The 26,948-nt window shown below is 34.6% G+C and carries 28 protein-coding genes and 1 other RNA gene; 13 read left to right on the top strand and 16 right to left on the bottom strand.

The features are described from left to right. Positions 1–137 precede the first annotated feature (137 nt). The 6 genes from HNQ35_RS02240 to HNQ35_RS02215 all read left to right on the top strand — a co-directional run bounded on the left by HNQ35_RS02240 (position 138) and on the right by HNQ35_RS02215 (position 3,914). A complete protein-coding gene (locus tag HNQ35_RS02240) occupies positions 138–1,064 on the top strand; it encodes a metal ABC transporter solute-binding protein, Zn/Mn family (RefSeq protein WP_246118001.1) in 927 nt (308 codons plus the stop codon). Between the two features lie 27 nt (positions 1,065–1,091). Then, positions 1,092–1,850, top strand: a complete 759-nt coding sequence (locus HNQ35_RS02235; RefSeq protein WP_146934255.1) for a metal ABC transporter ATP-binding protein — start codon at positions 1,092–1,094, stop codon at positions 1,848–1,850. A 75-nt stretch (positions 1,851–1,925) separates the two neighbouring features. Continuing rightward, positions 1,926–2,771, top strand: coding sequence for a metal ABC transporter permease (locus tag HNQ35_RS02230; protein WP_146934258.1), 846 nt, complete (start codon positions 1,926–1,928; stop codon positions 2,769–2,771). Between the two features lie 5 nt (positions 2,772–2,776). Then, on the top strand, positions 2,777–3,184 hold the full coding sequence (locus HNQ35_RS02225) for a Fur family transcriptional regulator (protein WP_146934260.1): 408 nt from the start codon (positions 2,777–2,779) through the stop codon (positions 3,182–3,184). Position 3,185: 1 nt separating this feature from the next. After that, the gene (locus tag HNQ35_RS02220; protein WP_146934263.1) at positions 3,186–3,566 is read left to right on the top strand and encodes a fluoride efflux transporter FluC; all 381 of its coding nucleotides are present in this window, start codon (positions 3,186–3,188) and stop codon (positions 3,564–3,566) included. Between the two features lie 6 nt (positions 3,567–3,572). Beyond that, positions 3,573–3,914, top strand: a complete 342-nt coding sequence (locus HNQ35_RS02215; RefSeq protein ID WP_146934266.1) for a fluoride efflux transporter FluC — start codon at positions 3,573–3,575, stop codon at positions 3,912–3,914. 598 nt (positions 3,915–4,512) lie between these two features. Here the strand turns inward: HNQ35_RS02215 and HNQ35_RS02210 are convergent. After that, positions 4,513–5,703, bottom strand: coding sequence for a C40 family peptidase (locus tag HNQ35_RS02210; protein WP_246118002.1), 1,191 nt, complete (start codon positions 5,701–5,703; stop codon positions 4,513–4,515). Positions 5,704–6,003: 300 nt separating this feature from the next. On the opposite strand from HNQ35_RS02210, the gene HNQ35_RS02205 reads away from it, so the two are divergent. Then, positions 6,004–7,017: an FUSC family protein gene (locus HNQ35_RS02205; protein ID WP_146934269.1), complete on the top strand. Its 1,014-nt coding sequence runs from the start codon at positions 6,004–6,006 to the stop codon at positions 7,015–7,017. 247 nt (positions 7,018–7,264) lie between these two features. Here the strand turns inward: HNQ35_RS02205 and HNQ35_RS02200 are convergent, their stop codons facing one another. Together HNQ35_RS02200 and HNQ35_RS02195 are read right to left on the bottom strand one after the other, a co-directional pair. Continuing rightward, a complete protein-coding gene (locus HNQ35_RS02200; RefSeq protein WP_146934272.1) occupies positions 7,265–8,248 on the bottom strand; it encodes an LLM class flavin-dependent oxidoreductase in 984 nt (327 codons plus the stop codon). Positions 8,249–8,272: 24 nt separating this feature from the next. Next, positions 8,273–8,854, bottom strand: a complete 582-nt coding sequence (locus tag HNQ35_RS02195; RefSeq protein WP_146934275.1) for a DUF1836 domain-containing protein — start codon at positions 8,852–8,854, stop codon at positions 8,273–8,275. Positions 8,855–8,987: 133 nt separating this feature from the next. Here HNQ35_RS02195 and trhA point away from each other — a divergent pair, with 133 nt between their 5' ends. Next, positions 8,988–9,635, top strand: a complete 648-nt coding sequence (trhA, locus tag HNQ35_RS02190; RefSeq protein ID WP_146934278.1) for a PAQR family membrane homeostasis protein TrhA — start codon at positions 8,988–8,990, stop codon at positions 9,633–9,635. Positions 9,636–9,722: 87 nt separating this feature from the next. On the opposite strand, the gene HNQ35_RS02185 is transcribed toward trhA, so the two are convergent. Beyond that, positions 9,723–10,775, bottom strand: a complete 1,053-nt coding sequence (locus HNQ35_RS02185; RefSeq protein WP_146934280.1) for a M42 family metallopeptidase — start codon at positions 10,773–10,775, stop codon at positions 9,723–9,725. A 301-nt stretch (positions 10,776–11,076) separates the two neighbouring features. Here HNQ35_RS02185 and HNQ35_RS02180 point away from each other — a divergent pair, with 301 nt between their 5' ends. Genes HNQ35_RS02180 through HNQ35_RS14160 form a run of 3 tightly spaced genes read left to right on the top strand, consistent with a single transcriptional unit; the run spans position 11,077 to position 13,469 of the window. Further along, positions 11,077–12,420: a c-type cytochrome gene (locus tag HNQ35_RS02180; protein ID WP_146934283.1), complete on the top strand. Its 1,344-nt coding sequence runs from the start codon at positions 11,077–11,079 to the stop codon at positions 12,418–12,420. After that, positions 12,420–12,926, top strand: a complete 507-nt coding sequence (locus HNQ35_RS14165; RefSeq protein WP_246118003.1) for a hypothetical protein — start codon at positions 12,420–12,422, stop codon at positions 12,924–12,926. The genes HNQ35_RS02180 and HNQ35_RS14165 overlap by 1 nt, the downstream gene beginning before the upstream one ends. 6 nt (positions 12,927–12,932) lie before the next feature. Next, positions 12,933–13,469 carry a hypothetical protein gene (locus HNQ35_RS14160; protein WP_246118004.1) on the top strand — a complete coding sequence of 179 codons (537 nt, stop codon included), beginning with the start codon at positions 12,933–12,935 and terminating at the stop codon, positions 13,467–13,469. Positions 13,470–13,715: 246 nt separating this feature from the next. Here HNQ35_RS14160 and HNQ35_RS02170 read toward each other — a convergent pair whose 3' ends face one another. The 12 genes from HNQ35_RS02170 to secG form a co-directional block, all read right to left on the bottom strand. Beyond that, positions 13,716–14,414: an ABC transporter ATP-binding protein gene (locus HNQ35_RS02170; protein ID WP_146934286.1), complete on the bottom strand. Its 699-nt coding sequence runs from the start codon at positions 14,412–14,414 to the stop codon at positions 13,716–13,718. Next, positions 14,414–15,535 (bottom strand): ABC transporter permease, encoded by a 1,122-nt coding sequence (locus HNQ35_RS02165; RefSeq protein ID WP_146934425.1) that lies wholly within the window; start codon positions 15,533–15,535, stop codon positions 14,414–14,416. Before HNQ35_RS02165 ends, HNQ35_RS02170 begins: the two co-directional genes overlap by 1 nt. Positions 15,536–15,626: 91 nt before the next feature. Continuing rightward, the gene (locus tag HNQ35_RS02160) at positions 15,627–16,190 is read right to left on the bottom strand and encodes a TetR/AcrR family transcriptional regulator (protein ID WP_170226533.1); all 564 of its coding nucleotides are present in this window, start codon (positions 16,188–16,190) and stop codon (positions 15,627–15,629) included. 266 nt (positions 16,191–16,456) lie between these two features. Continuing rightward, positions 16,457–16,816: a transfer-messenger RNA gene (gene ssrA, locus HNQ35_RS02155) on the bottom strand. A gap of 93 nt (positions 16,817–16,909) precedes the next feature. Next, the gene (locus tag HNQ35_RS02150) at positions 16,910–17,104 is read right to left on the bottom strand and encodes a YgaP family membrane protein (protein WP_146934292.1); all 195 of its coding nucleotides are present in this window, start codon (positions 17,102–17,104) and stop codon (positions 16,910–16,912) included. Between the two features lie 79 nt (positions 17,105–17,183). Next, the gene (gene smpB / locus HNQ35_RS02145) at positions 17,184–17,657 is read right to left on the bottom strand and encodes an SsrA-binding protein SmpB (RefSeq protein ID WP_146934295.1); all 474 of its coding nucleotides are present in this window, start codon (positions 17,655–17,657) and stop codon (positions 17,184–17,186) included. 278 nt (positions 17,658–17,935) lie between these two features. After that, positions 17,936–18,889, bottom strand: a complete 954-nt coding sequence (locus HNQ35_RS02140) for a metal ABC transporter solute-binding protein, Zn/Mn family (protein ID WP_146934298.1) — start codon at positions 18,887–18,889, stop codon at positions 17,936–17,938. Between the two features lie 33 nt (positions 18,890–18,922). Next, complete coding sequence (locus HNQ35_RS02135) at positions 18,923–19,780, bottom strand: metal ABC transporter permease (protein ID WP_146934301.1); 858 nt, start codon at positions 19,778–19,780, stop codon at positions 18,923–18,925. Then, entirely contained in the window at positions 19,780–20,520 is a 741-nt protein-coding gene (locus HNQ35_RS02130; protein ID WP_146934304.1) for a metal ABC transporter ATP-binding protein, read from the bottom strand. Before HNQ35_RS02130 ends, HNQ35_RS02135 begins: the two co-directional genes overlap by 1 nt. Before the next feature lie 243 nt (positions 20,521–20,763). Next, on the bottom strand, positions 20,764–22,908 hold the full coding sequence (gene rnr, locus HNQ35_RS02125; RefSeq protein WP_146934307.1) for a ribonuclease R: 2,145 nt from the start codon (positions 22,906–22,908) through the stop codon (positions 20,764–20,766). Between the two features lie 39 nt (positions 22,909–22,947). Further along, positions 22,948–23,691: an alpha/beta hydrolase gene (locus HNQ35_RS02120; protein WP_146934310.1), complete on the bottom strand. Its 744-nt coding sequence runs from the start codon at positions 23,689–23,691 to the stop codon at positions 22,948–22,950. A gap of 66 nt (positions 23,692–23,757) precedes the next feature. After that, entirely contained in the window at positions 23,758–23,988 is a 231-nt protein-coding gene (secG, locus tag HNQ35_RS02115; protein ID WP_146934313.1) for a preprotein translocase subunit SecG, read from the bottom strand. Positions 23,989–24,168: 180 nt separating this feature from the next. On the opposite strand from secG, the gene HNQ35_RS02110 reads away from it, so the two are divergent. After that, a complete protein-coding gene (locus HNQ35_RS02110; protein WP_146934317.1) occupies positions 24,169–25,098 on the top strand; it encodes an alpha/beta hydrolase in 930 nt (309 codons plus the stop codon). A 48-nt stretch (positions 25,099–25,146) separates the two neighbouring features. Continuing rightward, entirely contained in the window at positions 25,147–26,859 is a 1,713-nt protein-coding gene (ptsP, locus tag HNQ35_RS02105; protein ID WP_146934321.1) for a phosphoenolpyruvate--protein phosphotransferase, read from the top strand. Positions 26,860–26,948 lie beyond the last annotated feature (89 nt).

The raw sequence follows: 26,948 nt of genomic DNA, 5'->3' as shown, positions 1-26,948 counted from the left end.
ACAACAGATTAATCGAGTATCTCCATATTATTGTATCACGAATAAAAGGTATTTTTAAATAATCGTAATCATTCCTATTTACAAATCGTATTCATTACGATATGATATTTACTGATGAAAATAAGGGAGGATTTATTTTGAAAAAACGACTCATATTTATAATTGTAATATTCATTAGCATCATAAGTGGGTGTGAAAATGATGTAAAAGAGCAGGAAGATCTAATTTATACGTCTATATATCCGATTCAGTTTTTAACTGAGCAGATTGTAGGCAATGAAGTGGCGGTGAAATCTATCATTCCTCCAGGTGTTGATGCCCATTCCTTTGAACTGTCTTCAAAAGAAATGACCGATATCGCTAAAGGTGAAGCATTTATTTTTCTCGGTGCAGGTATGGAAAGTTTTGCTGAAGCAACGGCTGATGCATTAAATTCACAAGATGTGACACTAGTTGAAATCGGAAAACATGAGGAATTGTTTATGAAAAATGAAAGTGATGACCATCATCATGGACATGAAGACGATGAGCACGATCATGGGGATTTAGATCCACATATATGGTTAGATCCATTACGTATGATAGATATTGGAAAATTAATTACAGCTGAATTAAGTGCTCTTCATCCAAATAATCAAAAACAATACGAAGAAAACATGAACAACCTTGAAAAAGAATTAACTGCTTTGGATGAGCAATTTGTCGATGTTTTATCTAAAAAGGAAGATAAGCATGTGTTAGTTAATCATGCTGCTTTCGGTTATTGGGAAGACAGATATGGGATTAAGCAAATAGCGATAAGTGGCCTTTCTTCTAGTGATGAACCATCGCAAAAAGATTTGGCAAAGATTACGAAATTAGCTGAAGAAAAACAACTGAAATATGTACTATATGATCAAACAGGATCTAATCGTGTTGCAAAAATTGTCCAAGAGCATCTCGGAGCAGAAGAACGTGTATTGCATAACTTAGAAGTTCTCACAGATGAAGATATTAATCATAAAGACGATTATTTTAGCTTAATGAAACATAACTTAAACATACTTGATGAAGTGACAAATTAGCTTTTTATATGAAGGGAGCTTAATTAGATGCAAGACTCTGTTATCCGTTTAGAAAACATTGGCTTTGCCTATGGAGAGCGGCAAGTACTAAAGAATGTCCATTTAGACATTAAGCGCGGAATGTTTATGGGATTGGTTGGTCCGAATGGTGGAGGAAAAACAACGTTAATTAAAATTATTCTCGGCCTTTTAAAACCAGATAACGGTTCAATCTTTCTTTTAAATGAGCCGATGAATGAATTTAAAGATTGGAATCGGATTGGATTTGTTTCTCAAAAAGCAAATACATTTAATAAAGGTTTTCCTGCTACCGTTTATGAAGTCGTCTCTATGGGATTAACGGCAAAGATCGGGTATTTTAAATTTTTCAAGAAACATCATAAAGAAAAAGTACTAGAAGCAATTCGCTTAGTCGATATGGAGAAATATACGTATCGTAATATTGGTAACTTATCTGGTGGGCAACAACAGCGGGTATTTATTGCTCGTGCATTAGTAAGTGAACCCGAACTCCTTATCCTTGATGAGCCTACAGTTGGCATTGATTACAAAAATGTTGATCGTTTCTATGAGCTATTACATGAACTAAATGTAAAAAACAATCTTACTTTATTACTTGTCACCCATGATACAGGTGTTATGACCAAATATGCTACTCATGTTGCTTGTTTAAATCAGACATTACATTTTCACGGTGATTCAGCTGCTTATACAGCACTTACGACTGAACAATTATCAAAAATATACGGACATCCTGTGCAAGCCATCGTACATAATCATGATTAAAAGATAATCATGATGTAGACAAACTTGATGAAATAAATAGAAGTAACGGCTAAAAGCAAGCCGAGGAGGTGTCTTATGCTAGCAGATTTATTACAATTCACGTTTTTACGTCATACATTTTTAACAGGTTTACTTGTCGGTATTATCGCACCACTACTTGGTACATTTCTTGTCGTTAGACGCTTATCCCTATTAGCGGATGCACTATCACATGTCACTTTAGCAGGTATTTCTTTCGGTCTATTACTCGAAAAAACGATGCTCGTATCTTTTTTAAATCCGTTATATAGCGGAATGACTTTCTCTGTCATTGGTGCTATTTTAATCGAGAAGTTAAGACATGTTTATAAAGGTTATCAGGAAATTGGCATACCTATTATTTTAAGTGGTGGTGTTGGTTTAAGTGTTATTTTTATCGCTTTAGCTAACGGATTTAATAATGATTTATTCAATTATTTATTCGGTTCGGTCTCAGCAGTTAGTCAGCAAGATTTCTGGACGATTATCATAATGGCATCATTTATAATAGCTGTGATACGTATCTTTTATAAAGAATTACTCACGCTATCTTTCGATGAGGAGCACGCCACAGTTTCAGGCATCCATTCAAAACGAATTCACTTTTTATTTATCGTCTTAACTGCTCTTGTTATCGCAGTATCAATCCGTATTGTTGGTGTGCTTCTCGTCTCAGCGTTAATGACCTTACCTGTCGCTAGTGCCATGCGGATTAGTCATAGCTTTAAACAGACGATTGTTTTATCTATTGTATTTGCTGAAATAGCTGTTATAGTAGGATTAATTAGTGGTTATTATTTAAGTATCCCACCAGGTGGAACAATTGTTGTCGTTGCAATCTTAATTTTACTTTTATCTATTAGTGTGAAACGATTTTCTTACATCTTATCGAAAGAGGGGTGAATCAAATGAGTCTTCAAGAATCGCTTGAGCTTTTAAAAGAAAATGGTTATAAGATGACAGAGCGACGTAAGGAAATTCTAAATTATTTTCATCATGAAGATGGTTATCGTTCTGCTAAAGAACTATATGAACATATGGAATCAATATACGAAGGGATTAGTTATGATACTGTTTATCGCAATCTTAATCTCTATCATGAACTCGGTATCTTAGAATCCACAGAACTAAATTCGGAAAAGCATTTCCGGATGAATTGTAGTGATCATCATCACCATCATTTTATTTGTAAAGCATGTGGGCATACGAAGAAAATAAATGTTTGTCCAATGGATGATATCGGACAAACATTAAGCAATTATCAAATTGATGATCATAAGTTCGAGGTTTATGGTCGTTGTCCGGATTGTCAATAATATGAACTTAAAGACAAGTATTGCGATTGGTATCGGTGGTGCCATTGGGACACTGTTTCGCTATACAATTTCTCTTATTTTTATGACGAACAGTGGGTTTCCTATAGCTACATTTCTTATTAATTTAAGTGGTTGTTTTATCCTTAGTTTCATTCTGACGTTTTCTCATATAAAATGGAAAAAACAACCACTTTCTATAATAGCGTTCAATGTGGGTGTCATCGGTTCTTTTACAACTTTTTCTACATTTGTTGTGGAAGTCGCTCAGCTGTTCCCTTCTCATTTAGGATTCGCTTTATTATATGCTTTTGGCAGTATTATTGGTGGTATCATATGTGCCTTTTCCGGCTATTATATTGCCCATATGTTAGAAATCAGGTGAAGACACGTGGACTTTTTATCTCTAGCCATAGGTGGATGTTTAGGAAGTGTCAGTCGTTACTTTATATCAACTAAAGTAGAGCCATTCGGTATCGGAACATTTATTGTTAATGTTACTGGATCAGTCCTTTTATCTTTAATTGTTAAGTTTTACATACTTGACGTCATTTCGGAATTGGTTTTGTATGCTGTTGGAATTGGTTTCTGTGGTGCTTTTACGACCTTTTCTACGTTTGGATATGAGACGTTACAACTAATGTTAAATAAAAAGTACTTACTAGCATTTCTATATTCACTAGGCACGGCGATAATTTCTTTCATTACTGTTTACTTTATTTTAGTGCTTTAAAACAAAAAATGCCGATGACATATTCAGCATATGATTCTCCTGTTATCTATGGACTGTAATGAATGGAAGTATGTTAAGCATTTATTTAAAAAATCACTATTTGACAACCAACGCGCTTTCTTAGGCGTGGTTTTTGCTTTTATTCATAGAAATAAATCTTAAGTCACCTTTTATCGCATCACATGACTTTGCTATGATGATTAAACGTGAATGAATATAGCATTTTATGAGAAAATTAGATAACGTTAAAAGAGACGCTATGAATGACAATACATTCTTTACATGTATTGAGAACGTTGACAGATTCATCTCTGAAGAAGCAATCATAGAAGTACGCCTTTCTAGTATTGATAACAAGAAAATAGTAGTCGCTTTTTTACTTTACTTAAATTTAAAAAACGCATGTCTATATAGATATTAAATAATAGGTATAAGATAAAGCGAAAAGTATTCTTGTATATATTAAAGGCAAGTCATTCGGCACAAATCAACATTGCCATAAGCAATGCTTTTCTTATATTTTTCACCGTGACTTGAAATGAAAAACTGGATAAAGTTATGAAAATGATAACTTTATCCAGTAAGTTCATTTTATGATTTAGTTTACACGACGCACATGACCATTGAATTTTGATTTCCAGTATCCACTTGTCATATCAGCAACAGCTACACCTGTACTATTCTGTGCTCCAATAAACTTACCACCACCGATATAAATACCGACATGTCCATCTGTTTTATATGTATTAAAGAAGACAAGATCGCCTGGTTTAATATTTCCATATGATACTTTAGTACCGACACCTCTCATACCCGCTGTACTAGATGGCAATGATTTACCAGCCTTTCCATACGCCCATGATACAAATCCAGAACAGTCAAAGCCTCCTGGCCCTTTACCTGCCCAAACATAAGGTGTTCCAATGACTGAATAACCTGCTTGAATAGCAGAGCCGTAGTTAGCTGTTTGCGCTGGGTTAGCTGTTGATTCTGATGATTTTTTAGTTTTGTTTGTTGTTTCCTGTGTCGATTCAGAATCATTTTGCGTTACTACAACAGGGGTACGTGCTGCTTCGATATCGCTTGAAACTTGTGCCTCAAGTGAAGCAAGGTCACTATCTTTCATTTTAAGTTTTTTAACTTTTTTCTTTAATTGTTTTTCTTTTTTCTTTAAATTTTCTTTCCGTGCCTCATTTTCTTCTTTTTGCTCAACGATTAATTCTTGTATTCCTTTAAGTTCTACTTCCATTTCTTCTAATTCTGCTAGTTTATTTTCAACTTCTTCTTTATCTTCATCAATTTTTTCAATAAGCTGTTGATCAGATTCCGTAATTTTCGTAACAGCTGTTACACGGCTAATTAAATCATTGAAATCGCTTGATCCAAAGATAACGTCAAGTAAGCCAATATTCCCACCGCTTTTTTGATATGAAACGGCACGTTCTTTTAAAATTTCAAAGCGTTCATCAATCGCATCTTCTAATGAAGCAACTTCATCTTCAGTCTTATCGATTGCTTTTTTTGTTTTCGTCATTTCTTTTTTATTTGCTTTTAGTGCCTTATTTGTTTGATCAATTTCTTTATTTAATTGTTTTAAATCTAGTAAAAGGTTTGCAATTTCTTTTTCTGCTTTTGTTAAATTTTTCTTGACTTGTGATCGTTCATCTTGAATGCTTATTTGTTTATTCTGTAATTGTTGTAAAGTCTCAGCATAGCTTGTCTGTGTAAAAAACATACTACTTAAACCTACAACTGACACTGTTGCAACTGTAACAAATGACTTCTTCAAAATTCTTCCCCGCTTTCCCATAATCACTGCAAATGATTTTAAAAGCTAAAACGACTTATGTATATTGCAGTACATTTTTTTATTTTAAAGTTTTATGTATATCTCTCATACTTTTCTACTAAAGGAAGTATAACACCGAATGATTTCACACGTATTATGGTAATGTTACAATATTATTTCAAAATACTAGATTTAAAGATAGAGTTTACTATGACACTATTTATCCTTTTTTATCATTTTTCATAATATTGTATATGATATACTAAGATGAGTTTTATTATTAAAAATGGAGGAAAAATGATGCGGCTTTTTGAATTTACTGGTGAAAGAGTAATCAAGACAGGAATCGCTGTTTTTTTAACAGCATGGATTTGTGAATTAATTGGCTGGCCGCCTGTATTTGCGGTTATTACAGCCATCGTTACTATCGAACCGACCGTGTCAGACTCCATTAGAAAAGGGCTCATTCGTTTTCCAGCTTCAGCTATAGGCTCTGCTTATACGGTATTTTTCATCTCTATGTTCGGTCAATCACCAATTACATATACTTTGTCTGCCGTTCTAACTATTTTAACTTGTTATAAATTGAATTTACATGCTGGTTTACTTGTCGCAACATTGACAGCCGTTGCTATGGTGGAAGTTGTTCACAGCCATTTTTTAATTGCCTTTTTTATCCGTCTCGGCACAACGACGATAGGGCTACTCGTTTCCACTGCTGTGAACATGTTAATTCTACCACCTGACTATTCAAAAGATATTACTAATGATATACAACAAATAAGTAAAAAAACTGGAAAACTTTTATACAAAGTGTTTCACGATATTCTAGAAGATAGACATGACGATGATATATATGATAGAAAAGCACTGAAACGTATGCGAAATAAAATCATTCGTGCAGAATCACTCATTCGTTATCAAGAAGATGAAGCGAGGTTTCATCCGCTAGTTGGAATTGAAAAAAGCAATGCTAAAAAGGCAAAACAGCAGCTTAACAGTTTACGTATGATTATTTATCATATTGAAAACTTAGTCTACACACCTTTAGAAAAAATTTCGTGGACGAAAGCAGACCGTCAAAACATTCTTCATTCGATTCGTATTCTTGAAGAAGCAATGCAACAACCGAAAAAATACCATAAAAATTATCTCCATAAGCAAATAAAACAGCTAACGACTTTGTTTTGGGAGGACAATAAGGAAATGGTTTCGAGCGAGGAGCACCCGACTCATTTCCCACCTGAACTGATCGTACTCTATGAGTTAATCGCTATATATCAGCACATAGAAAATTTCTATAATGAAGATTAAAGTGTGAGACTATGAGATTTTCTTTGAAATAATACAAGCGGAGAATGTAAGTTTTCTCCGCTTGTTCTAATCTATAAGCATTCAATGTGCGGCTCTCTTTGCAGCCGCGGATAAAGCTGCATGTACCCTTGAAGATGTTCTTTTCAACGAGACTGCAATTTAAAAGACTCAATATGCACTCTTAACTTCGTGTTACAATACGAGACTGCAATTTGAATAGCCTGACTTCTATATAGCAACAGTTGGACTATTCATCAAGCGTATTCGCTATTAATTCATAGGAGCGTTTTCGTGCTTCATATGAATGTGTAATCGTTAAAATCATGATTTCATCCGCATTGTAGATTTCTTTTAGACTTAACAATTCCTTGACTACTTTTTCAGGGTTTCCGATGATTTGTTTTTCTCTTGATCTTTTCACCATTTCTTTCTGTTGAACAGTAAATTGATGTTGTCTCGCTTTTTCAGTTGAAGGTACTGGACTATCTTGTGATACTTGCCAAAGTGCCTGACTTAAAGCAAGTTCTTCCGCTTCTTGTTCGGTTTCAGCACAGATTGCTGATACAGCTAGAACCACATATGGCTTTTCGTTCGGATATGCTTCTCTCCATGCTTTCTTATATGACTGAACAATCTGGGGACCATTAGAATCTGACATAAAATGGGCAAATGAATAAGGTAATCGTTTTTCCACTGCTAATTTAGCACTTTTTTCACTCGTACCTAATAGCCACATCTGTGGTTGTATAGCCGGAACTGGTCTTGGTCTTATTCTTGAAAACGTATGATCTTGTGGAAAACCATTCGTCAAAAATCGCTGTAAATCATCAATGAGTTCAGGATATTGTCTTACTTTTTCAAGATAACGTTCTGATAAAGCTAACGTCGCTTCTGCTGAACCACCCGGTGCACGACCAATACCGAGATCAATCCGATTAGGATACAGACTAGCTAACAGATTGTAACGCTCAGCTATATTAAAGGGACGGTAATGTGGTAATAAAACGGCACCTGCACCTATCCTTATTGTATTCGTTTCCGCTCCTAAGCGGCTCAATAAGACATCAGGTGCTGGACATGTTAAGCCAGGTAAATCATGATGTTCAGCGATCCAATACCTTTTATAACCTAATCGTTCAGCATCCTTTGCCAGTTGGATCGTTTGGTTTAGAGCTTCTTTATAGCTTGCTCCTTCTGAGAGTGGGACTTGATCTAAAATACTTAACTTCATCGAATCTTCCTTTCGTCACGCTTACTATTTTTGTTCATTAAATGTTGCATTTATTTCATCAACAAGTTTTTCAGCAATCCTTCGATAAGCTTGACTTATTTCTGAAAATAATAAAATGATATGAAGTTGTTCTATATATGTCGTCTCTGGTCCTTCGATTTCAACGACATCGCTCACACGATCTGACAAATGTATCATATTTTCTTTCACTTGTTTAATAAGTTGCTTAACTAAATCTGTATGTTCTTCATAAAATGTTTCTAATGGGAACTTATCTTCGACGACTTGATTATTTAATGGTTCTAATAGTGACTTAATATCTTTAAGCATTAATGTTCCTTTTAAATGATAGATTAAACTGATGAGAATAATATGATTCTTCGTGTATTGTTTATTTTTTATTGGATAAAATAAACGTCCCTTCGCATAGTTGTTTATCATTGTTTTAGTTAATATTTTTTCATCTTCATGACGTTTTGTTTCATTAAATGCCTTCTCAAATAATTGAATCACTTGATCCATATATAAAGCGATATCAGGAATATCCGCTAATTCTAATTGTGCTTCTAACCCACTATTTTCAATTATTTCATGTAATGGTTTCATATTTTTCGCTCCATTTTTATTGTACTTCTTATTAGTATAAGCATAAAAAAGGTAAATGTAAACATTGACTAGATGTTGTAAAGTATGTATCATTATATATAGTTTCAATAACTACATGAAGGAGTGTTGAAAGATGAATACTTATATACGAGAACCGATAAATGGCTTAACCCATTTATTTGGAGCAATGATCTCTGTCGTTGGACTTTTTTTACTCATCATGAAAACATCTGCAATGTCGTCTTCTTCTGTTGAACGATTTGCTGTCATTGTCTTCGGTGTGAGTATGATTTTATTATATAGTGCATCTGCTATTTATCACATGATAATGGCAAATGAGCGTATTATTAAAACTTTTAGACGTATTGATCATGCGATGATTTTCGTACTAATTGCTGGCACATATACACCTATTAGTTTAATTGGTCTATCAGGGACAAAAGGATGGATATTGTTTACAATCATTCATAGTCTGGCATTACTTGGTGTACTTTATAAACTGATTTGGTTTGACGCACCACGATGGCTTTCAACAGCTATTTATATTATTATGGGCTGGCTCATTATTTTTTATAGTGGGTCATTAGCTCCTATGATTGGTACAAAAGGCATGTTGCTTCTCGTATTAGGTGGAGTCATTTATACGATTGGGGGATTGATTTATTGGTTTAAACCAAAGTGGTTAGAGTTTCAATATATGGGATATCATGAAATTTTCCATTTATTTATAATGGGAGGTAGTTTTCTACATTTTCTCTGTATTTACAATTATGTTGTTTAATTATTATAATCACCTTCTACACTTATTAAAAACAATGAATGAGCATATAAAAGTCAAATCCGACCTTTATATGCTCATTTTATTATTTTAGATAACCATTTCTGATTGGATATAATAATATAGTAACTGTTCTGTATGGATTAAAGCTTTTTCATGTGTACGTTCAAAAGCATGTGATGAATCGATACCAGGTCCAATTAACCCATGGACTATATCATGTCCCGAGCGGATGGCAGCTGATGCGTCAGAACCATAGTATGGATAAATATCCAATTTGTAACTTATGTTATTTTGTTCCGCTATAGAAACAAAGTGTTTTCTAAGTCCGTAATGGTAAGGGCCACTTGCATCTTTCACACAAATTGAAACCGTATATTCATCTGTTGATTGCCCATCACCAATAGCTCCCATATCAACTGCAACATACTCAACCGTTTCTGGTGGAATATTGGAGTTACCACCGTAGCCAATTTCTTCATTATTCGAAATGAGAAAATGTGTTGTATATGGTAATGATATGCCTTCTTCTTTAATCCTTTTAATAAGTTGCAATAAAATCGCAACACTTGCTTTATCATCAAGATGACGTGATTTAATAAAACCATTTGCTGTTATTTGAACGCGTGGATCAAATGTTACAAAGTCACCGACTTCTATCCCTAATTGACGCACTTCTTCAGCATTATTTACTTCAGCATCTATCCGCACTTCCATATTATCTTGATTTCGTTTAGCTGTTCCGGCATCTTTATATACATGAACAGACGTTTGGTGCATTAAAATTGTTCCTGTATAAACTTTCCCGCTTGCCGTATGTATTTCACAATATTCACCTTCGATAGAGTTATAGTTAAATCCGCCAATTAAATCAAGGCGAAGACGACCGTTATCTTTTACTTCCTTAACCATTGCACCTAATGTATCAACATGAGCGGTTAGCATACGGTGTTCTTCTTCGTTTGTACCTGGGATTGTTGCAATAAGACCGCCTTTGTTATTACGCTTCGTTTCAACATTTAATTGTTTTAAATAATCGTCTACAAATTGAATCACTTTATCCGTAAAACCTGATGGACTTGGAATTGAAACAAGTTGGTGGATAAGTTTTTTTGTTTCATCAATGTTTAAATTTGTACCCATTAATAAACCCCTTTCTAGCTTTCTATCATTATCATACGCGTTTATGTTAAGTTGAACAAGCTCATTTTATCATCTATCTAGCATTTCATCCTTCATTAAATATTTTAATTACAAGTAAACTTGAGTTTATTTTTGTTACACATATCTGTTGTTCAATTTTTGTTCATAATTTTGTTACGATTTTTTGACAATAGATATCTGAATTAAACATTTTTTACTTCGTGTTATATTATGTTATAGAATCACAAGAAATCGTGTTTTTTAACATGGTAGAACAAATCAAAAAGAGGAGGATGTATCAATGGATTTTCCAGTTGTTGAGTTTCCATGGCTAGGTAACGGTACCGTCATTGCTATCATTGCTATCATTCATGTCATTATAAGTCACGGTGTCGCTATCGGCGCAACAACATTAATGGTATCTATGGAGTATACTGGTATTAAAAACCAGAACGAAGGGTTAATTTCATTAGCGCGTAAATTTAGCAAATGGGTACTTATTATAACGACAACAGTTGGCGCCATAACTGGAGTTGGCATATGGTTTAGTACGACAGTCATTCAACCTGATTCCATCGGATCATTGTTAAGGATTTTCTTTTGGGCTTGGTTTGCTGAGTGGATTGTCTTTATTACAGAAGTTGTTCTATTACTCGTCTACTTTTACACATGGGATAAATGGACAGGAGCTAAGCGCTATATACATAACCGAATTGGCTGGGCACTCGTATTTTTCGGCTGGTTAACAGCTGCCATTATTACAGGTGTTTTAGCAGCAAAATTAACTCCTGGAAAGTGGACAGAAACATTATCATTTTGGAATGCATTCTTTAATCCGACTTATTTACCATCACTCGCTTTTAGAACATTCATCGCAATTGTTCTAGCGATTGCACTCGTATCTGTGTTTATCAAGTTTTTTGTAAAAGACAGAGATTTACAAAGTGACGTCTTTAAATTATTTGGTAAGATAAACCTTGTCGCTTTGCCACTTTTATTATTATCCGGTGTTTGGTATCTTTATAAAATTCCAGCAGAAGCATACGATTTAATCGTCTGGTCTACTGGTATGTCTAAAAAAATGTTTGATTGGATCAATATTGCTGGCTTATTAGTTTTTATCATTTTTGGGCTTTGGATGATTTTAAAATCAAATAAAGTACCATTTATTTTAGCGATTGCTGTATTCTTTTCTTCGATAGGTTTCATTGCAGAGTTTGAAATGGTACGTGAATCTGTCCGTAAACCATTCATTATATACGATTATATGTATGCGAACGGGATTTTAGAAAAAGACGCAGAATTGTATAATAAAGAAGGTTATCTGACTCACTCTACATTCGCAAAAGTTAAGGAAGTAACAGATGACAATAAGTATGAAGCTGGAGAAGAACTTTATAAAGGACAATGTCTCGCTTGTCATACGATAGACGGCTGGCGTGATACAAGAGCTTTCGCTAATCGCTTGGACGGCTGGACTGAAGAAACGATTGATATGTATATTGGACAACTGAATGAGGCTAGACCATTTATGCCACCTTTCGTCGGAACAGAGGAAGAACGACAAGCACTAGCACACTTTTTATTTAAGGTGACAGAAGAAGTTAATAATGATTCTAACCAAGCGAAAGGAGCAGATGAATAATGTATCTTCTAAGCTTAATCATACCTGAAGATTTGGAACTCATTATTCCAGGACATGTTGGTTTCTTTGAATTTCTTATTATTATTAGTTTTATTTTGCATATCATTTTTGTAAACATTACGGTTGGCTCGTCAGCGATGGCGGTTTTTAAAGAAATAAAAGGTATGATTCATAAAAACAAAGAAGAAGATTTACTTGCTAAACAGCTAGCTAATCATACTTCTATTTTAAAAAGTATTGCTGTCGTCTTAGGTGTTGCACCACTACTTTTAATTAGTGTGATTTATACACAGTATTTCTATCCATCAACTATCTTAATAGGAAAAGCGTGGTTGTCGTTACTCATTATCTTAATCGTTGCTTTCTTATTTCTCTATGCTTATAAATTTTTATGGGATAAAATGCAACACAAAAAGTTATTCCATGTCATGCTAGGAGCAGTTGGGAGTTTATTATTATTATTTGTTCCACTTATCTTTATCGTTAATGTCGTCTCTATGCTTTAACCAGATATGTGGGCTCAATCAAAAGGTTTCTTCCACGGTCTAGTTTATTACCCACAGATTTGGCAGCGTTATATTCATTTTATATTAGCTAGTTTTGCTGCTGCAGGATTTTATTTATATTTTTGGAATAACCGTTTACAAAAGAAACAAAATAAGGAATTGGACGATTCTATCGAGCAAAATATTATAAAAGAAGGAAAAAAATACGGATTAAAGGTTATGATCATGACGACTGCTCTACAATTTGTTGCAGGATTCCTACTTCTATTTAGTTTTGAAAAGGATATCCGTAACTTATATATGGGTGATGATGTCATGTTAACGACATTATTATTGGGTTCGCTTCTTTTAACTGGTGGATTGTTGTATTTCTTATATTTATTAATGAAACATGATCAAAGAAAATATTTTACGTTATCGATTGTCTCATTCTTCTTAGTCTTATCACTGATGGGCTGGATGCGTCATGAATTAAGAGAATCTTATATTAAACCGTATAAAGAGGACGCCCCACAAACGACAGTTCAGACAGACGAACGTTAACAGATGATTGACTTTTATTAACACCACATACGCAATTGATGTGGTGTTTTTTTGTTCGTTCGTTAAGTTTATTATCGTCAATTATTTGAGTAGGGTACTATTCAATGTTGTATTATTCTGTACTCATCAATTGGTATAATACTCAACAATGGAGTAAATAGTATACATCTCATTGAATGGATTGCTCAAAGATAGTCAACTTTTTTAAAAAGGTCTAGCACCAATAAGGCACTAGACATCTTATAATTAATGATTTGTAAGAGGTTGCTTTTTCATCAATTCCAAATTTCCATCTAACATTTGATATACTTTATCGCAATACGTTAATAATCGTTCATCATGTGTAACCATAATCGCTGCTTTGTTTCGTGACTTTACCCCTTTTGAAATAAGTTCTACAATTTCAAAAGCACGTTGTGAATCAAGGCTTGCTGTCGGTTCATCGGCAAGTATAATATTAGGATCATTTATAAACGCACGTGCAATAGCTGTTCGTTGACGTTCTCCCCCCGAAAGCTGATCAGGATACTTTTTTACCTTGTTACCTAGACCGACTTCTTCTAATAATTCTTTTGCATAACGCTTATCTTCAGCTGTAATTGATCCTTTCATTTTTTTAACGACTAATAATTGATCGAGTACATGTAAGTAAGGAACCAAATTAGACGTTTGTAAAATAAAACCGATTTCTTCTAATCGTAATTTTGCTAGTTCTATTGACTTTAGATCCTTTAAGTTCGTGCCGTTAATCATAACATTTCCTTTAGACGGTTGAAGAAGAGCCCCGGCAATTGATAGGAATGTACTTTTTCCTGAACCTGAAGGACCAACCACTGCTACAAATTCACCGGGATTTACTGATATTGATACATTATTTAATGCAGTAAATTCACTATCTCCCTCTTCATAAAACTTTGAAACATTTTTAAATTGAATGCCTTGCATTATTCAATCCTCCCTATCGCTTGTAACGGATCGATTTTTGTTATTTTTCGGACGGAAAAAAGAGAACTTAAAACTGAAACAATGAGTAAAACGATTGCATAACTAAATACAAGCTTTAAATCAAGTGCAAAAGGCATCTCATCTGGAAGAATGGCTGCTGTTCCGTATGTTAACAAAATACCAAATCCGATACTTACAACAGCTAATAAAAATACTTGAGATACGACAGCCCGTCCAAGAAATGCATTGCTAGCGCCAATTGCTTTCATAATTCCGAATTGATTCGACTTCTGTAATGTTAGCACATAGAAGAAGACAGTAATAACAACAGCAGAAATGGCCATTAAAAAGGCTAACATCATCATTATCGTTCCATTTTCAGCAGTATAGCCTGGAATACCGTTTATGGCTTCTTTTTTTGTCGTCGTTTCTATCCCTTCTATTGCTTGATTAACTTCATCAGGGTTAATCTGTTTACCTTGAAGCATGATAGCATTAACTGGATTATTTATTCCCATATCGGATCCCGGTGCCGCAAAATGAATGGTTCGCCAGTGATCCATCGTCATTAATATAGCTGGTAAATGGTTGAAAGATTCATTTTTTACAAATCCTACCACTGTTATCACTTCTGTTGAACCTTCAATTTCTAATGTATCTCCGATATGAATCCCTTGATTTTTTAGAGAATCATTGACAATAACTTCAGTGTTTTTCCCTTTTTCTAATGAATGCCCTTCAATAACTTCAGGTTCTAAAAAGCTACCCGGATGAATACCAAGAAGAGAGACATCAATTTTTTCATCATCAGATGTTACATTCTCTTTAAGGACGACTGCTGAACGATAACCCATTGGTGCTGCATCTTCGACATTTGGTAATGCTTTAAGATCTTTCGTCATATCATCAGAAATGACTGACCTTAACATCGAATGGCGTGAACCCTCTTCAAATACGACAAATTCAGCATCCATCTTTTTAAAAGATGAAGCACTAAGCGAAGAAAGTCCATTACCTAATCCAGATAAAATAAAGACAAGCCAAGAAATTAAGACGAGAATCATACCAATCATGAAAAAACGTAATTTGGCATGTTTTAACTCTTTCAATGCAAGAAACATCTCTTTCACCTCTTCATTTGATTTATAAAGTAACACAAGTGTAACTTTAGGTAATAAATTAAATATAGGTGAAAGTAACAGAAGTGTCAATTTATAAATCTGCTTGCATACCTTGAGAGAGAAAATTCATAATGAGAGTCTTCCATTGTTTTTCAGGCAAATTCGTTTGGTTAGGAATATTTACAGTTTGAAAAATAAAACCTAAAATTAAGTGATCAGGAAATTCAGTATGGATACGCTTTTCTTCTCTACCTAATTCAATAAAGGCATTTAAATAAGCATACATGTCATGATGTCTAATTTCTAACTGTTTTACTTTTTCATTTACATGTTTTGTTGTTGGTATTTGATAAACGATAGAGAGATTTTGATGAATTCGGCTATATTTAAAAATAATATCAAGCAAATATTCTAATTGTTGATTAAAATGCTTATACTGACGTATGACTTTTAAATCTTGTAAAAACTTATCCATCTCATAAATCATTAAATCAATAATCAATTCATCTTTATTCTTAAAGTATTTATAAAGTGCTCCACGTGTAATTTCTAATCGCTCAGCTATTAATCCGAAGTGAAGACCAGCATATCCGTGTTGTATCAATAAATCATTTGTTACTTCATAAAGAGCTTCTTTCGTAAATTTACGTGTCATCATCTCACTCCTAAATAATAATTAATTATGGTTCATTTAGAACTTCATATCATTAGTTTGAGTTTAGTTTGCTATCATCATAACATATGAACCTATACACATTATGCAGTGGATGATTCAAACTAAATATTTACTGCTTTTTTTCTATAAGCAATTTCTCACATTTTTTCTTTAGAAAATGTATATAATAAAAAAGCACTTTTTCCGTTATTTATTCCGGTAAAAAGTGCTGTTTTATATTTATTAAAGTGTTTGTTAAAAATGATGTATGGAGACGGTGGGAGTTGAACCCACGTCCAAGGATATCGCCACTTAAGCTTCTACATGTTTAGTTGGTATATTATGTTTCACCAATTCAACGGCCTACCAACAGGCGTTATGAATGGCTAGTCTGATTCAATTCAACGTTAACCCTCAGACGGCGAGTTAACGTATAGCCCGCTTCATTTAAGACCCTTCATCTACTACACGGGCGATAGCAGGAAGGATCCTTTAGCTAGACTAAGCTGCTAAAGCGAAATTATTGTTTTCTTTGCCAGTTAAATTTAGGCGTTAACGTTTTACGAGTCGTAACCTCGACATGCAACTCAAGCTCGACCTATCCCTGTCGAATCCAAAACGTCCCCTTGTAAAGTGAACGTAAAGACATATAGGTGAACTTTCACTATAATAGTATATCACATTGAATATATTAATCAAGTGATTCAGTCGACGATAACTTACTTTTCTTTATTCGTATTAATACCTAATGGTTTATACAAAGGGCAATAGCCAACTGCTGCTGTAAATAACATAACAATTCCTAACAGTCCTACCCATCTTATACCACCATCTACGAAAAACAACAATGCTAATAAAGCAATCCCTAAAATAAAACGAATGACACGATCTACCTGACCTATATTTTTTTCCATCGTACCGTCACCTCGGTATTATATTTACTTATATTATACCATTTCATACCATGGGGGGCATTCGTTTTGCTTGTCGTTACTAAACGCCTCTCACATGGTCTTTTACGGCACGTTCTATATCTCGTTTCATTTGTTTTCGTTTTAAATCTTCACGTTTATCGTATTGCTTCTTACCTTTACCAAGACCTAATAACACTTTAGCGTAACCATTTTTAATATAAATTTTTAACGGAACGAGTGTATATCCTTTTTGTTGAGTTAATCCGATTAATCGATCAATTTCTTTTCTGTGTAATAGTAATTTACGTGTCCTTGTCGGATCATGGTTAAATCGATTCCCTTGTTCATATGGTGCAATATGCATATTAATTAATTGAACTTCACCATTTTGATCAATTCGAGCGTGTGAGTCTTTCATTTGCACCCGTCCAGCACGAATTGATTTTATTTCTGTTCCTTTAAGTACAATCCCAGCTTCAATCGTATCTTCAATGAAATAATCATGCCGTGCTTTTTTATTTTGGGCAATTGTCTTTCCTTTTCGCTTCGACATATCCGTATTCCTCCAACTATTTCGGTGTGATTTATTCTAACAAAAAATAAGTCAAATTACCAATTTAACCAGAATACTAATAGAAACAAAGGTGAGTGTGCATTTAGACAGTCGTTTGCTTTTTTATGCGTTTAATAAAATACAACACTTTCTATGTGAGCTCGTTGAACAGACAATGGTTAACGAACAAATTTAAAAGTATCAAAAGCGGAGTATATCAAATCTGATATGCTCCGCTTCTATCAACATAACGGTCATGATAAGCATAAACCATGTCTTTAGTTACTTTTTAATCCATCATAAATAATGTCAATATTATGTTGCAACAATTTAATATATGTGTCAACCGGATCGCCTTTTTGACCTATTTCATCGGAATATATTTCTTTCTCATAAATATCAATTCCTGATTCACTTGACACTGTTTCTAAAGGTCTAGGGTCAACATTTGATTCTAAAAATAAGACAGGTGGTTGCTTTTCTTTTAATGTGTCAACCAATGATTTGATTTGCTCGGGTGTTCCGAGCTCTTCCGTATCAATTTCCCACACATACGCTTCTTCCAATCCATAACGCTCGGTCATATATTGAAACGCACGCTCGCTCGTTACAAGGATGCGATCTTCTTCAGGTATTTCACCGATTTTTTCTTTATATTGGGCATCCATATCACGTAATTCATGTAAATATTTGTCTGCATTTTCCTCATAAACAGCTTTGTTATCTGGATCAATTTTTACTAAGGCGTCTCTTAAGTTTTCCGCCATTTTAATGCCGACCTGTGGATCCAAGAAAGAATGTGGGTTTACTTCCTCTTCAACGCCTGATTCTTTACCAATATATTTCGGTTTAACACCTTTATTTAATTCAAATACATGATCCAAATTTTGATTGACTGAATCGATCATTTTATAGAACCAGCCGTCTTTACCACCTTCTAAATTCATACCGTTTAAAAACAAGACGTCCGCATCGGTCGCTTTTTTAATATCTTCTGGAAGTGGTTCATATTCATGTGGATCCGTTCCTGTTGGTACAAGGTTGTGTACTTCAACATGATCGCCACCAATTTGATGAACCATATCTGTTATGATCGTAAAAGATGAAACAACTTTTAACTTCTCTCCAGATTGAGCGTCATTATTCTCCTTAGAATCCCCATCATTGTTACAAGCAGCTAAGAAAAAAATAGCCATGATAATCGTAAACGTCATATAAAAAAAGCGCTTCATAACTTTCTCTCTCCTTTATTATCATTAATTTTATTAAAAAGATGTACGTTGTTTATTCGTTCTTAAAGCTCTCCATACAATTCCTTGTTGTGGAGAAAATAAAAAAGCAAGTAAAAATATCACAGTCGCTACTAAAACTATAACTGCTCCTGATGTTAGGTTATACTTAAAGCTAAAATATAAACCAAGGACACTTGATATCGATCCGAATAGAGCAGCTAATACGATCATTATAGATAAGCGATTTGTTAATAAGTATGCTGTTGCTGCAGGTGTAATAAGCATGGCAACAACAAGAATAACTCCTACTGTCTGCAATGAAGCAACAGTAACTAATGTTAACAGAACCATCAAACCATAATGAACAAATTTCGTCGGTATGCCATATGACGTAGAGATAACTGGATCAAATGTCGTAATAAGTAATTCTTTATAAAAGAGAAACACGATCAATAACACGAAGATACCTATCCCTAGTGTCAACCACATATCTGACGAACGAACGGATAAGACATTTCCAAATAAAATGGATGATAAATCAACGACTGTCTGTGCCTTCATTAATAATAAAATCCCTAATGCAAAAAAAGCAGAAAAAACGATACCAATAGATGAATCACTTTTGATACGACTATTTTGTGTAACAAAGCCAATGCCTAAAGATGTAATAACACCCATTAATACTGCACCATAAAAGTAATTAATGCCTAACATAAAAGAAATGGCTACACCTGGTAAAATAGCATGAGAAATCGCATCTCCCATTAAAGCCATCCCACGTAAAATAATAAAACTTCCAATAACTCCACATAAAATGCCGACCATAACAGATGTGAATAATGCCTTTTGTAAAAACTCATATTGCATGATGTCATTTATAAATTGAACCATCAGACACTAAACCCCGCTTTCATGAAAGGAAAATTTGTCTGATATGCTTTAGACATTGTTTCAGCTTGGAACACATCAGATACTGGACCAGATTGAATGAGTTTTTTATTAATTAAAATGAGATCATCAAAATAATCTTCTACTTTTGATAAATCATGATGAACAACAAAAACTGTTTTTCCTTTGTCGCGTAGTCGTTTTAATATGCTAATAATCGTTTGTTCGCTCGCAACATCAATCCCAACAAATGGTTCATCTAAAAAAAATATTTCTGCTTGTTGGGCCAATGCACGTGCTAAAAAAACCCGTTGCTGCTGGCCACCTGATAATTCGCCAATCTGTTGCTTTGCATACTTCTCCATACCGACCTGTTGTAAGCAAGTGTATGCCCAATCTTTTTCTTTACGGCCTGGTCTTTTAAAGAGTCCTAGCTTTGGATACGTACCTAATAAAACCGTATGAAAAACATTAATTGGGAAATCCCAATCAATATTACTTCTTTGTGGGACATAGGCAATTTTTTTTCGCATTTTTTTAACAGGGTTTCCGTGAATTTTAACACTTCCATGGTCACGTGGTATTAATTCTAAAATCGCCTTCATTAAGGTGGATTTTCCCGCACCATTTGGGCCGATAATTCCGATTAATTTACCTGTATCAAAAGAAAAAGAAATATCATTAATCACTTCTTTGCCATAATATGATACATGCAAATGTTCAACTTCGATTGCCTTATCCATCTGATTTCACCTTCCTTAACATGTTGCCAATTATATTCTCTAAATAAAAAGTATGGTTAACCTCTATATTGTTTCTATCGTTCAATAAATAGTATATACAACAAAATATTAGTTGTCAACAATCATTTTTACCTTATGCAACTTTTTATTTTTTTTCTCCTTTGTGACACTTTTTATTTATAGTTTATTGAACAAGATAAAAAACGCCACAAGAGTTTAACTCTTATGGCGTAAAATAGGCTCCTATTCGTCGCCTTCTCCTTGGGCGATTTCAAAATCAACGACACGCTCTTCTAAATTTACGTTTATGACGCGAACATTTACTTCTTGACCTATGCGATATATTTTTCGCGTCATTTCTCCAATTAATGAATAGCTTTTTTCATCAAAATGATAATAGTCATCTGTTAAGTAACTTACATGAACGAGTCCTTCGACTGTATTTTCAAGTTCTACAAATAAGCCGAAGCTTGTGACTGAACTAATGACTCCTTTGAATACGTCACCAATTTTATCTAACATATATTCGGCTTTCTTCAAATCATCCGTTTCTCGTTCTGCATCAACAGCTCTTCTTTCCATTAACGAAGCGTGCTTTGTTATATCAGGAAGTAGTTGTTCCCATTTATGAATCACTTTCTTACTCATTTGTTTATGGATTAAATATGTTCGAATGAGTCTGTGGACAATAAGATCGGGATAACGGCGTATAGGTGATGTGAAATGTGTATAATATGTCGCAGCTAAGCCAAAATGACCAATACTATTAGGATCATATTTCGCCTGTTTCATAGAACGTAACATAAGTTTAGATACAATCATTTCCTCTGGTCGTTCGGCAACATTTTCAAGGATTTTCTGTAATTGTTGTGGATGGATATCGTGCGCAACACCTTTTACGCGTATACCCATTCCTGATAAAAACTCAAAGAAACTTTGCAATTTATCTTCATCAGGATTTTCATGAATGCGATAAACGAATGGAACATTTAACCAATAAAAATGTTCGGCAACTGTTTCATTAGCAGCGAGCATAAACTCCTCAATAATTCGTTCGGCAACTGAACGCTCTCGAATCACAACATCAACCGCTTTTCCTTCTTCATTAACAAGGACTTTCGCTTCTTTAAAGTCAAAGTCAATGGCGCCACGACCCATCCGCTTTCCACGTAATATTTTGGCTAATTTCTCCATCTGTTCAAACATCGGAACGAGCTCTTTATATTTTTCACGTAATGCCAGATCTTTGTCAACGAGAATTTTATTCACATCTTCATAAGTCATTCGTTCTGTCGTTCGAATAACACTTTGAAAAATTTCATGCTGAACGACTTTTCCAGTCGAGTCAATCTCCATCTCACAGCTTAGCGTCAGCCTATCAACACGAGGATTAAGTGAACAGATACCATTGGATAAGCGATGTGGAATCATCGGAATAACACGGTCAACTAGATAGACACTTGTTCCCCTTTCTAATGCTTCTTGATCCATCGGAGAATTTTCTTCAATATAATAACTGACATCAGCTATATGGACACCCAATTTATAATGACCATTCTCTAGTTTCGATACTGTGACAGCATCATCTAAATCTTTAGCATCTGCACCATCAATCGTCACAATCATTTCGCTTCTAAGATCACGACGTTCCTTAATTTCCTCATCACTTACCGAATCTTGAATAGATGCCGCATGTTGTATGACATCTTCTGGAAACTCAATATGAATGCCATGTTTATAAATAATGGATAATATATCAATACCCGGATCATTCTCATGACCAAGTATTTTAATGATTTCGCCTTCTGCACTTCGCTTTTCTTCTGGGAACTTTGTAATTTTAGCAACGACTTTATGACCTTGAATGGCTCCGTTTGTCTTACTTTTCGGTATAAAAATATCATTCGGAACACGTTTATCATCAGCAACGACAAAACCGAATGAATGATTATCTTCAAATGTTCCGACAATTTCTGTCGTTCCTCGCTCTAAAATCCGTATGACAGAACCTTCAGGACGGTTTCCTGATTCTCCTGTTTTTTCCACACGAACTAACACGAGATCATTATTCATAGCAGAATTTAAATCAGAATGATGAATATAAATATCTTGTTGTTCTTCATCATCCGGAAGCAGAAATGCAAAGCCTTTGGCATGCATTTGGATATGTCCACGAACTAAATTCATTCTTTCTGGTAAGCCAAAACGATTCTTTCGCGTCCGAACGAGCTTCCCAGTTTCTTCAAGTCTGTTTAAAGCAATGACAAGCGCCTTAAAAGCATCCGCTTCATAAGCTTCTAATGCTTCTTCTAATTCATGAACAGAGAGTGGTTTTTGTTCATTTTCACGAAAATATGTTAAGATTCTTTCTTCCATTTGTTCATTCAAGGGCGACACCTTCCCGAAATATATTTTCACTTATCTTTATTATGCCCAATCTAATGATTCTAAAAACGCAAATATATCTTCATGTAACAAGTCTTTCTCTTTATCTAACGTAATCACATGCCCTGATTGTTCATACCATTGGATTTTTTTAACATCTGACTCTATCTTATCATAAATATAGTTAGCACTCTCTGGATTTATCATTTTATCATGACGAGCCTGGACAACCATTGTCGGTGTATAAATCGTATCAATTTCTTTTTGAACTTTCTTTATAAATTGGCCAATTTCATTAAACATTGGTCTTGATGCTGATAATAGATGAGTTAATTCTTGAGCTATTGTGTCATCATCTTTACGCTCTAATTGTTTATATTGTTTAGAGAAGTGGATAAAGCCCGCAGTGAGTTGCTTTTCATTATCAAAGAACATTGGCGAACACATCGGAATAACTGCTTTAATCGGTAATGAATAAGCCATTTTTAACCCGAGTACACCGCCTAAAGAAAGTCCTGCTACTGCAATCTCTTTATAACCTAAATTTTTTAAATGTTCGTACCCAGCTAACGCATCTTCCCACCAGTCTTGTGGTCGTGTTTCAATTAGTTCCTCTGGTGCCACGCCGTGACCACGATAAATAGGAGCATGGGATGTGTAACCGTGCTTTTCGAGGAATCTTCCAAGTATACGAACATCAGCAGAATGTCCAGTAAATCCATGTAATAATAAAACGGCTCGTGGACCGCTTTCGAATGTAAACGGTTCTGGTCGTTTAATCTTCACGTCAATCTACCTTTCCTTAACAAAAAATAAAAAAACCCTACCATCAACATGATAAGGTTACATTTATTATACAAAATATGCACTAACAAAAGCTAATACAAAAAATATGACCGCAGTGACGATCGTTCCACGATGTAAAAATAAATCTATGCCGCGCGCTTTTTGTTTACCGAATAGTTGCTCTGCACCACCTGAAATAGCTCCAGATAGGCCAGCACTCTTTCCACTTTGTAGAAGAATTAAGATAATCATAATGATTCCATCAATGACAAGTAACACATTTATCGCTGTTTCCATTATTGCGAGCACCTCCTATATGTAAAAGCTTACCATATTAGTCTCACTATTATAATTAATACTTTAGCACAGAGTGTTCATCATAACAAGCTATTTTCATGATTTCTCTTACCGAAAAAATGGAAGTTCTATTATTTTTCTTCTATACTCTAAATAACTACTTTTATAGGAGGATATAAAGTGAGAGAATCACTTTGGTTAAACACAAGCGATCATACGGCTATTCATGTTATGAAATGGACAAACAAAACAACACCAAAGGCCATTGTGCAACTATCTCATGGGATGGTTGAACATATTGAGCGTTACGATGATGTTGCTCGCTTCTTAGTTGAACAAAATATATTTGTTTATGGAAATGACCATCGTGGTCATGGGTTAACAGGTAAGCGACAAGGAGCACTTGGCTTCTTTTCTGAAAGCGATGGATTTCAGAAAGTAACAAATGATTTATTGCTCGTAACTGAACAGATTAAACACGATTATCCAGAAACACCGATTATTCTTATCGGGCATAGTATGGGATCTTTTCTAGCACGAAAATATATACAATCTTATAGTAAGGAAATTGTTGCTGTCATTTTATCAGGTACAACATATACGTCTTCTGCTGAACTTTTTTTAGCAAAACAAGCTGCGAAGATGACGGATCCATTACAGAAAGCGCCATATTTAAATCAACTCATCTTTGGCTTAAACAACCGAAAAGTGAATCATCCTCGTACTGAATTTGATTGGTTAACACGTGATCACGAAAGTGTGCAAAAATATATCGCTGATCCATTATGTGGCTTTGTACCGACTGGCCAATTTTTTAGAGATTTATTTACTGGTTTAGCAGATATTCATAATCAAGCGAAAAATCATCATATTCCAGCTGATTTACCAATGTTATTCATTAGTGGTGATCATGATCCTGTTAGTCAATATGGAAAAAATGTCTGGAAAGCCGCTCATCTATATAAAGAACTTGGACTGACAAATATTATGGTTGCCTTATTCCATAAAGGAAGACATGAACTATTTCATGAAATAAATAAGCATGAAGTCTTCGAATTTATATATAAATGGATCAATAATATTTTAACGAACTTAGGATTAGAAAGATGATTATCTATCATGTAAAATAGATGGAAATAAATCTAAAGGATGATTGAAATGAAAAAAATAACTGGTATCCCTGCCTCAAACGGTATAGCAATGGCAAAAGTATACCATTTGATCGAACCAGATTTAACATACGATCAAACAAATACCAATAATCCTTATGATGAAGTACATCGCTTAAACGATGCATTACATGTTACAAAAGAAGACTTACAAGCCATACGCACTCATACTGAAAATACACTTGGAATAGAACATGCTGAGATCTTTTCTGCTCATCTCCTCGTTCTCGAAGACCCTGAGTTTATTAAGCAAATAAAAGATAAAATAACTGAAGATCATTTATCAGCCGAAGCTGCCTTAGATGAGGTTAGCAAGTTTTTTATGAATCTCTTTGAAAATATGGATAATGAATACATGCGTGAAAGAGCTGCTGATATTAAAGACGTTTCAAAACGAGTGATGGCTCACTTATTGGGAGTTACTCTTCCGAATCCAGCATTAATTAACGAAGAAGTCATCGTTGTAGCACACGATTTAACACCCTCTCATACCGCCCAGCTCAATCGAAAATATGTCAAAGGTTTTGCCACGAATATAGGAGGTAAAACGTCCCACTCCGCTATTATGGCACGCTCTTTGGAAATACCTGCTGTCGTTGGAACAAAAGAGATTACCGCTTTAACAAAGCAAGGAGATTGTTTAATCATTGATGGCAATAACGGACAAGTGATCATTAATCCTTCAAATGAACTTAAAGAAATATATAAGGAAAAACAAATTGCATTTAAAAAACAGAAACAGATTTGGTCAACTTTGAAAAATGAACAATCCATTTCAAAAGATGGCATACAAGTTGAATTAGCTGCTAATATCGGCTCACCAGACGATGTACGAGCTGTGCTTGAAAACGGTGGTGAAGGTATCGGTCTTTATCGTACTGAATTTTTATTCATGGGCAAATCGACGTTGCCCTCTGAAGATGAACAATATAAAGCATATAAAACCGTTTTAGAAGCGATGAATGGAAAACCAGTTATTGTAAGAACATTAGATATTGGTGGCGATAAAGAAATCGATTATTTACAATTACCTGAAGAGATGAATCCTTTTTTAGGCTTTCGAGCGATCCGCTTTTGCTTAGAAAATGAACATATATTCCGGCCACAACTGCGAGCTTTACTCCGGGCAAGTGTACATGGGAACTTAAAGATCATGTTCCCGATGGTCGCTGCTTTAGAAGAGTTTAGACAAGCGAAAGGAATTTTACTAGAAGAAAAGAATGCGTTGCAAGATGAAGGTGTTATCGTTTCTCCTTCAATAGAGGTTGGTATTATGGTTGAGATTCCTTCAACTGCTGTTTTAGCTAAGCAGTTTGCCAAGGAAGTCGACTTTTTCAGTATAGGAACAAATGATTTGATTCAATATACAATGGCGGCAGATCGTATGAATGAACGAGTTGCATATTTATATCAACCGTATCATCCTGCAATTTTAAACCTTGTTCATCAAGTGATTGAAGCAGCTCATAATGAAGGTAAATGGGTCGGCATGTGTGGTGAAATGGCAGAAGATCCGCTTGCTATCCCGCTTTTACTTGGACTCGGATTAGACGAATTTAGTATGAGTGCGTCTTCGATTTTACCCGCAAGGTCTCAAATCCGTGACTTGTCAAAAGCTGATATGGAAATAGTTGCCCATGACGCATTAGCAATGGGTACAGCAGAAGAAGTCGTCTCATTAATCAAGTCGAAGTTAAAATAATTTTGTTATGTTGAGAATGTCCTAAGGGCATTCCTTTTTTATATCATCAAAGCGTCGTATTGTCATCTCAACTGCTTCTCACTAAAATT

Source organism: Cerasibacillus quisquiliarum (genome assembly GCF_014202495.1).
Classification (GTDB): domain Bacteria; phylum Bacillota; class Bacilli; order Bacillales; family Amphibacillaceae; genus Cerasibacillus; species Cerasibacillus quisquiliarum.
The sequence above is the reverse complement of the archived record's forward strand: the minus strand, read 5'-3'. Positions and strand labels throughout refer to the sequence as shown.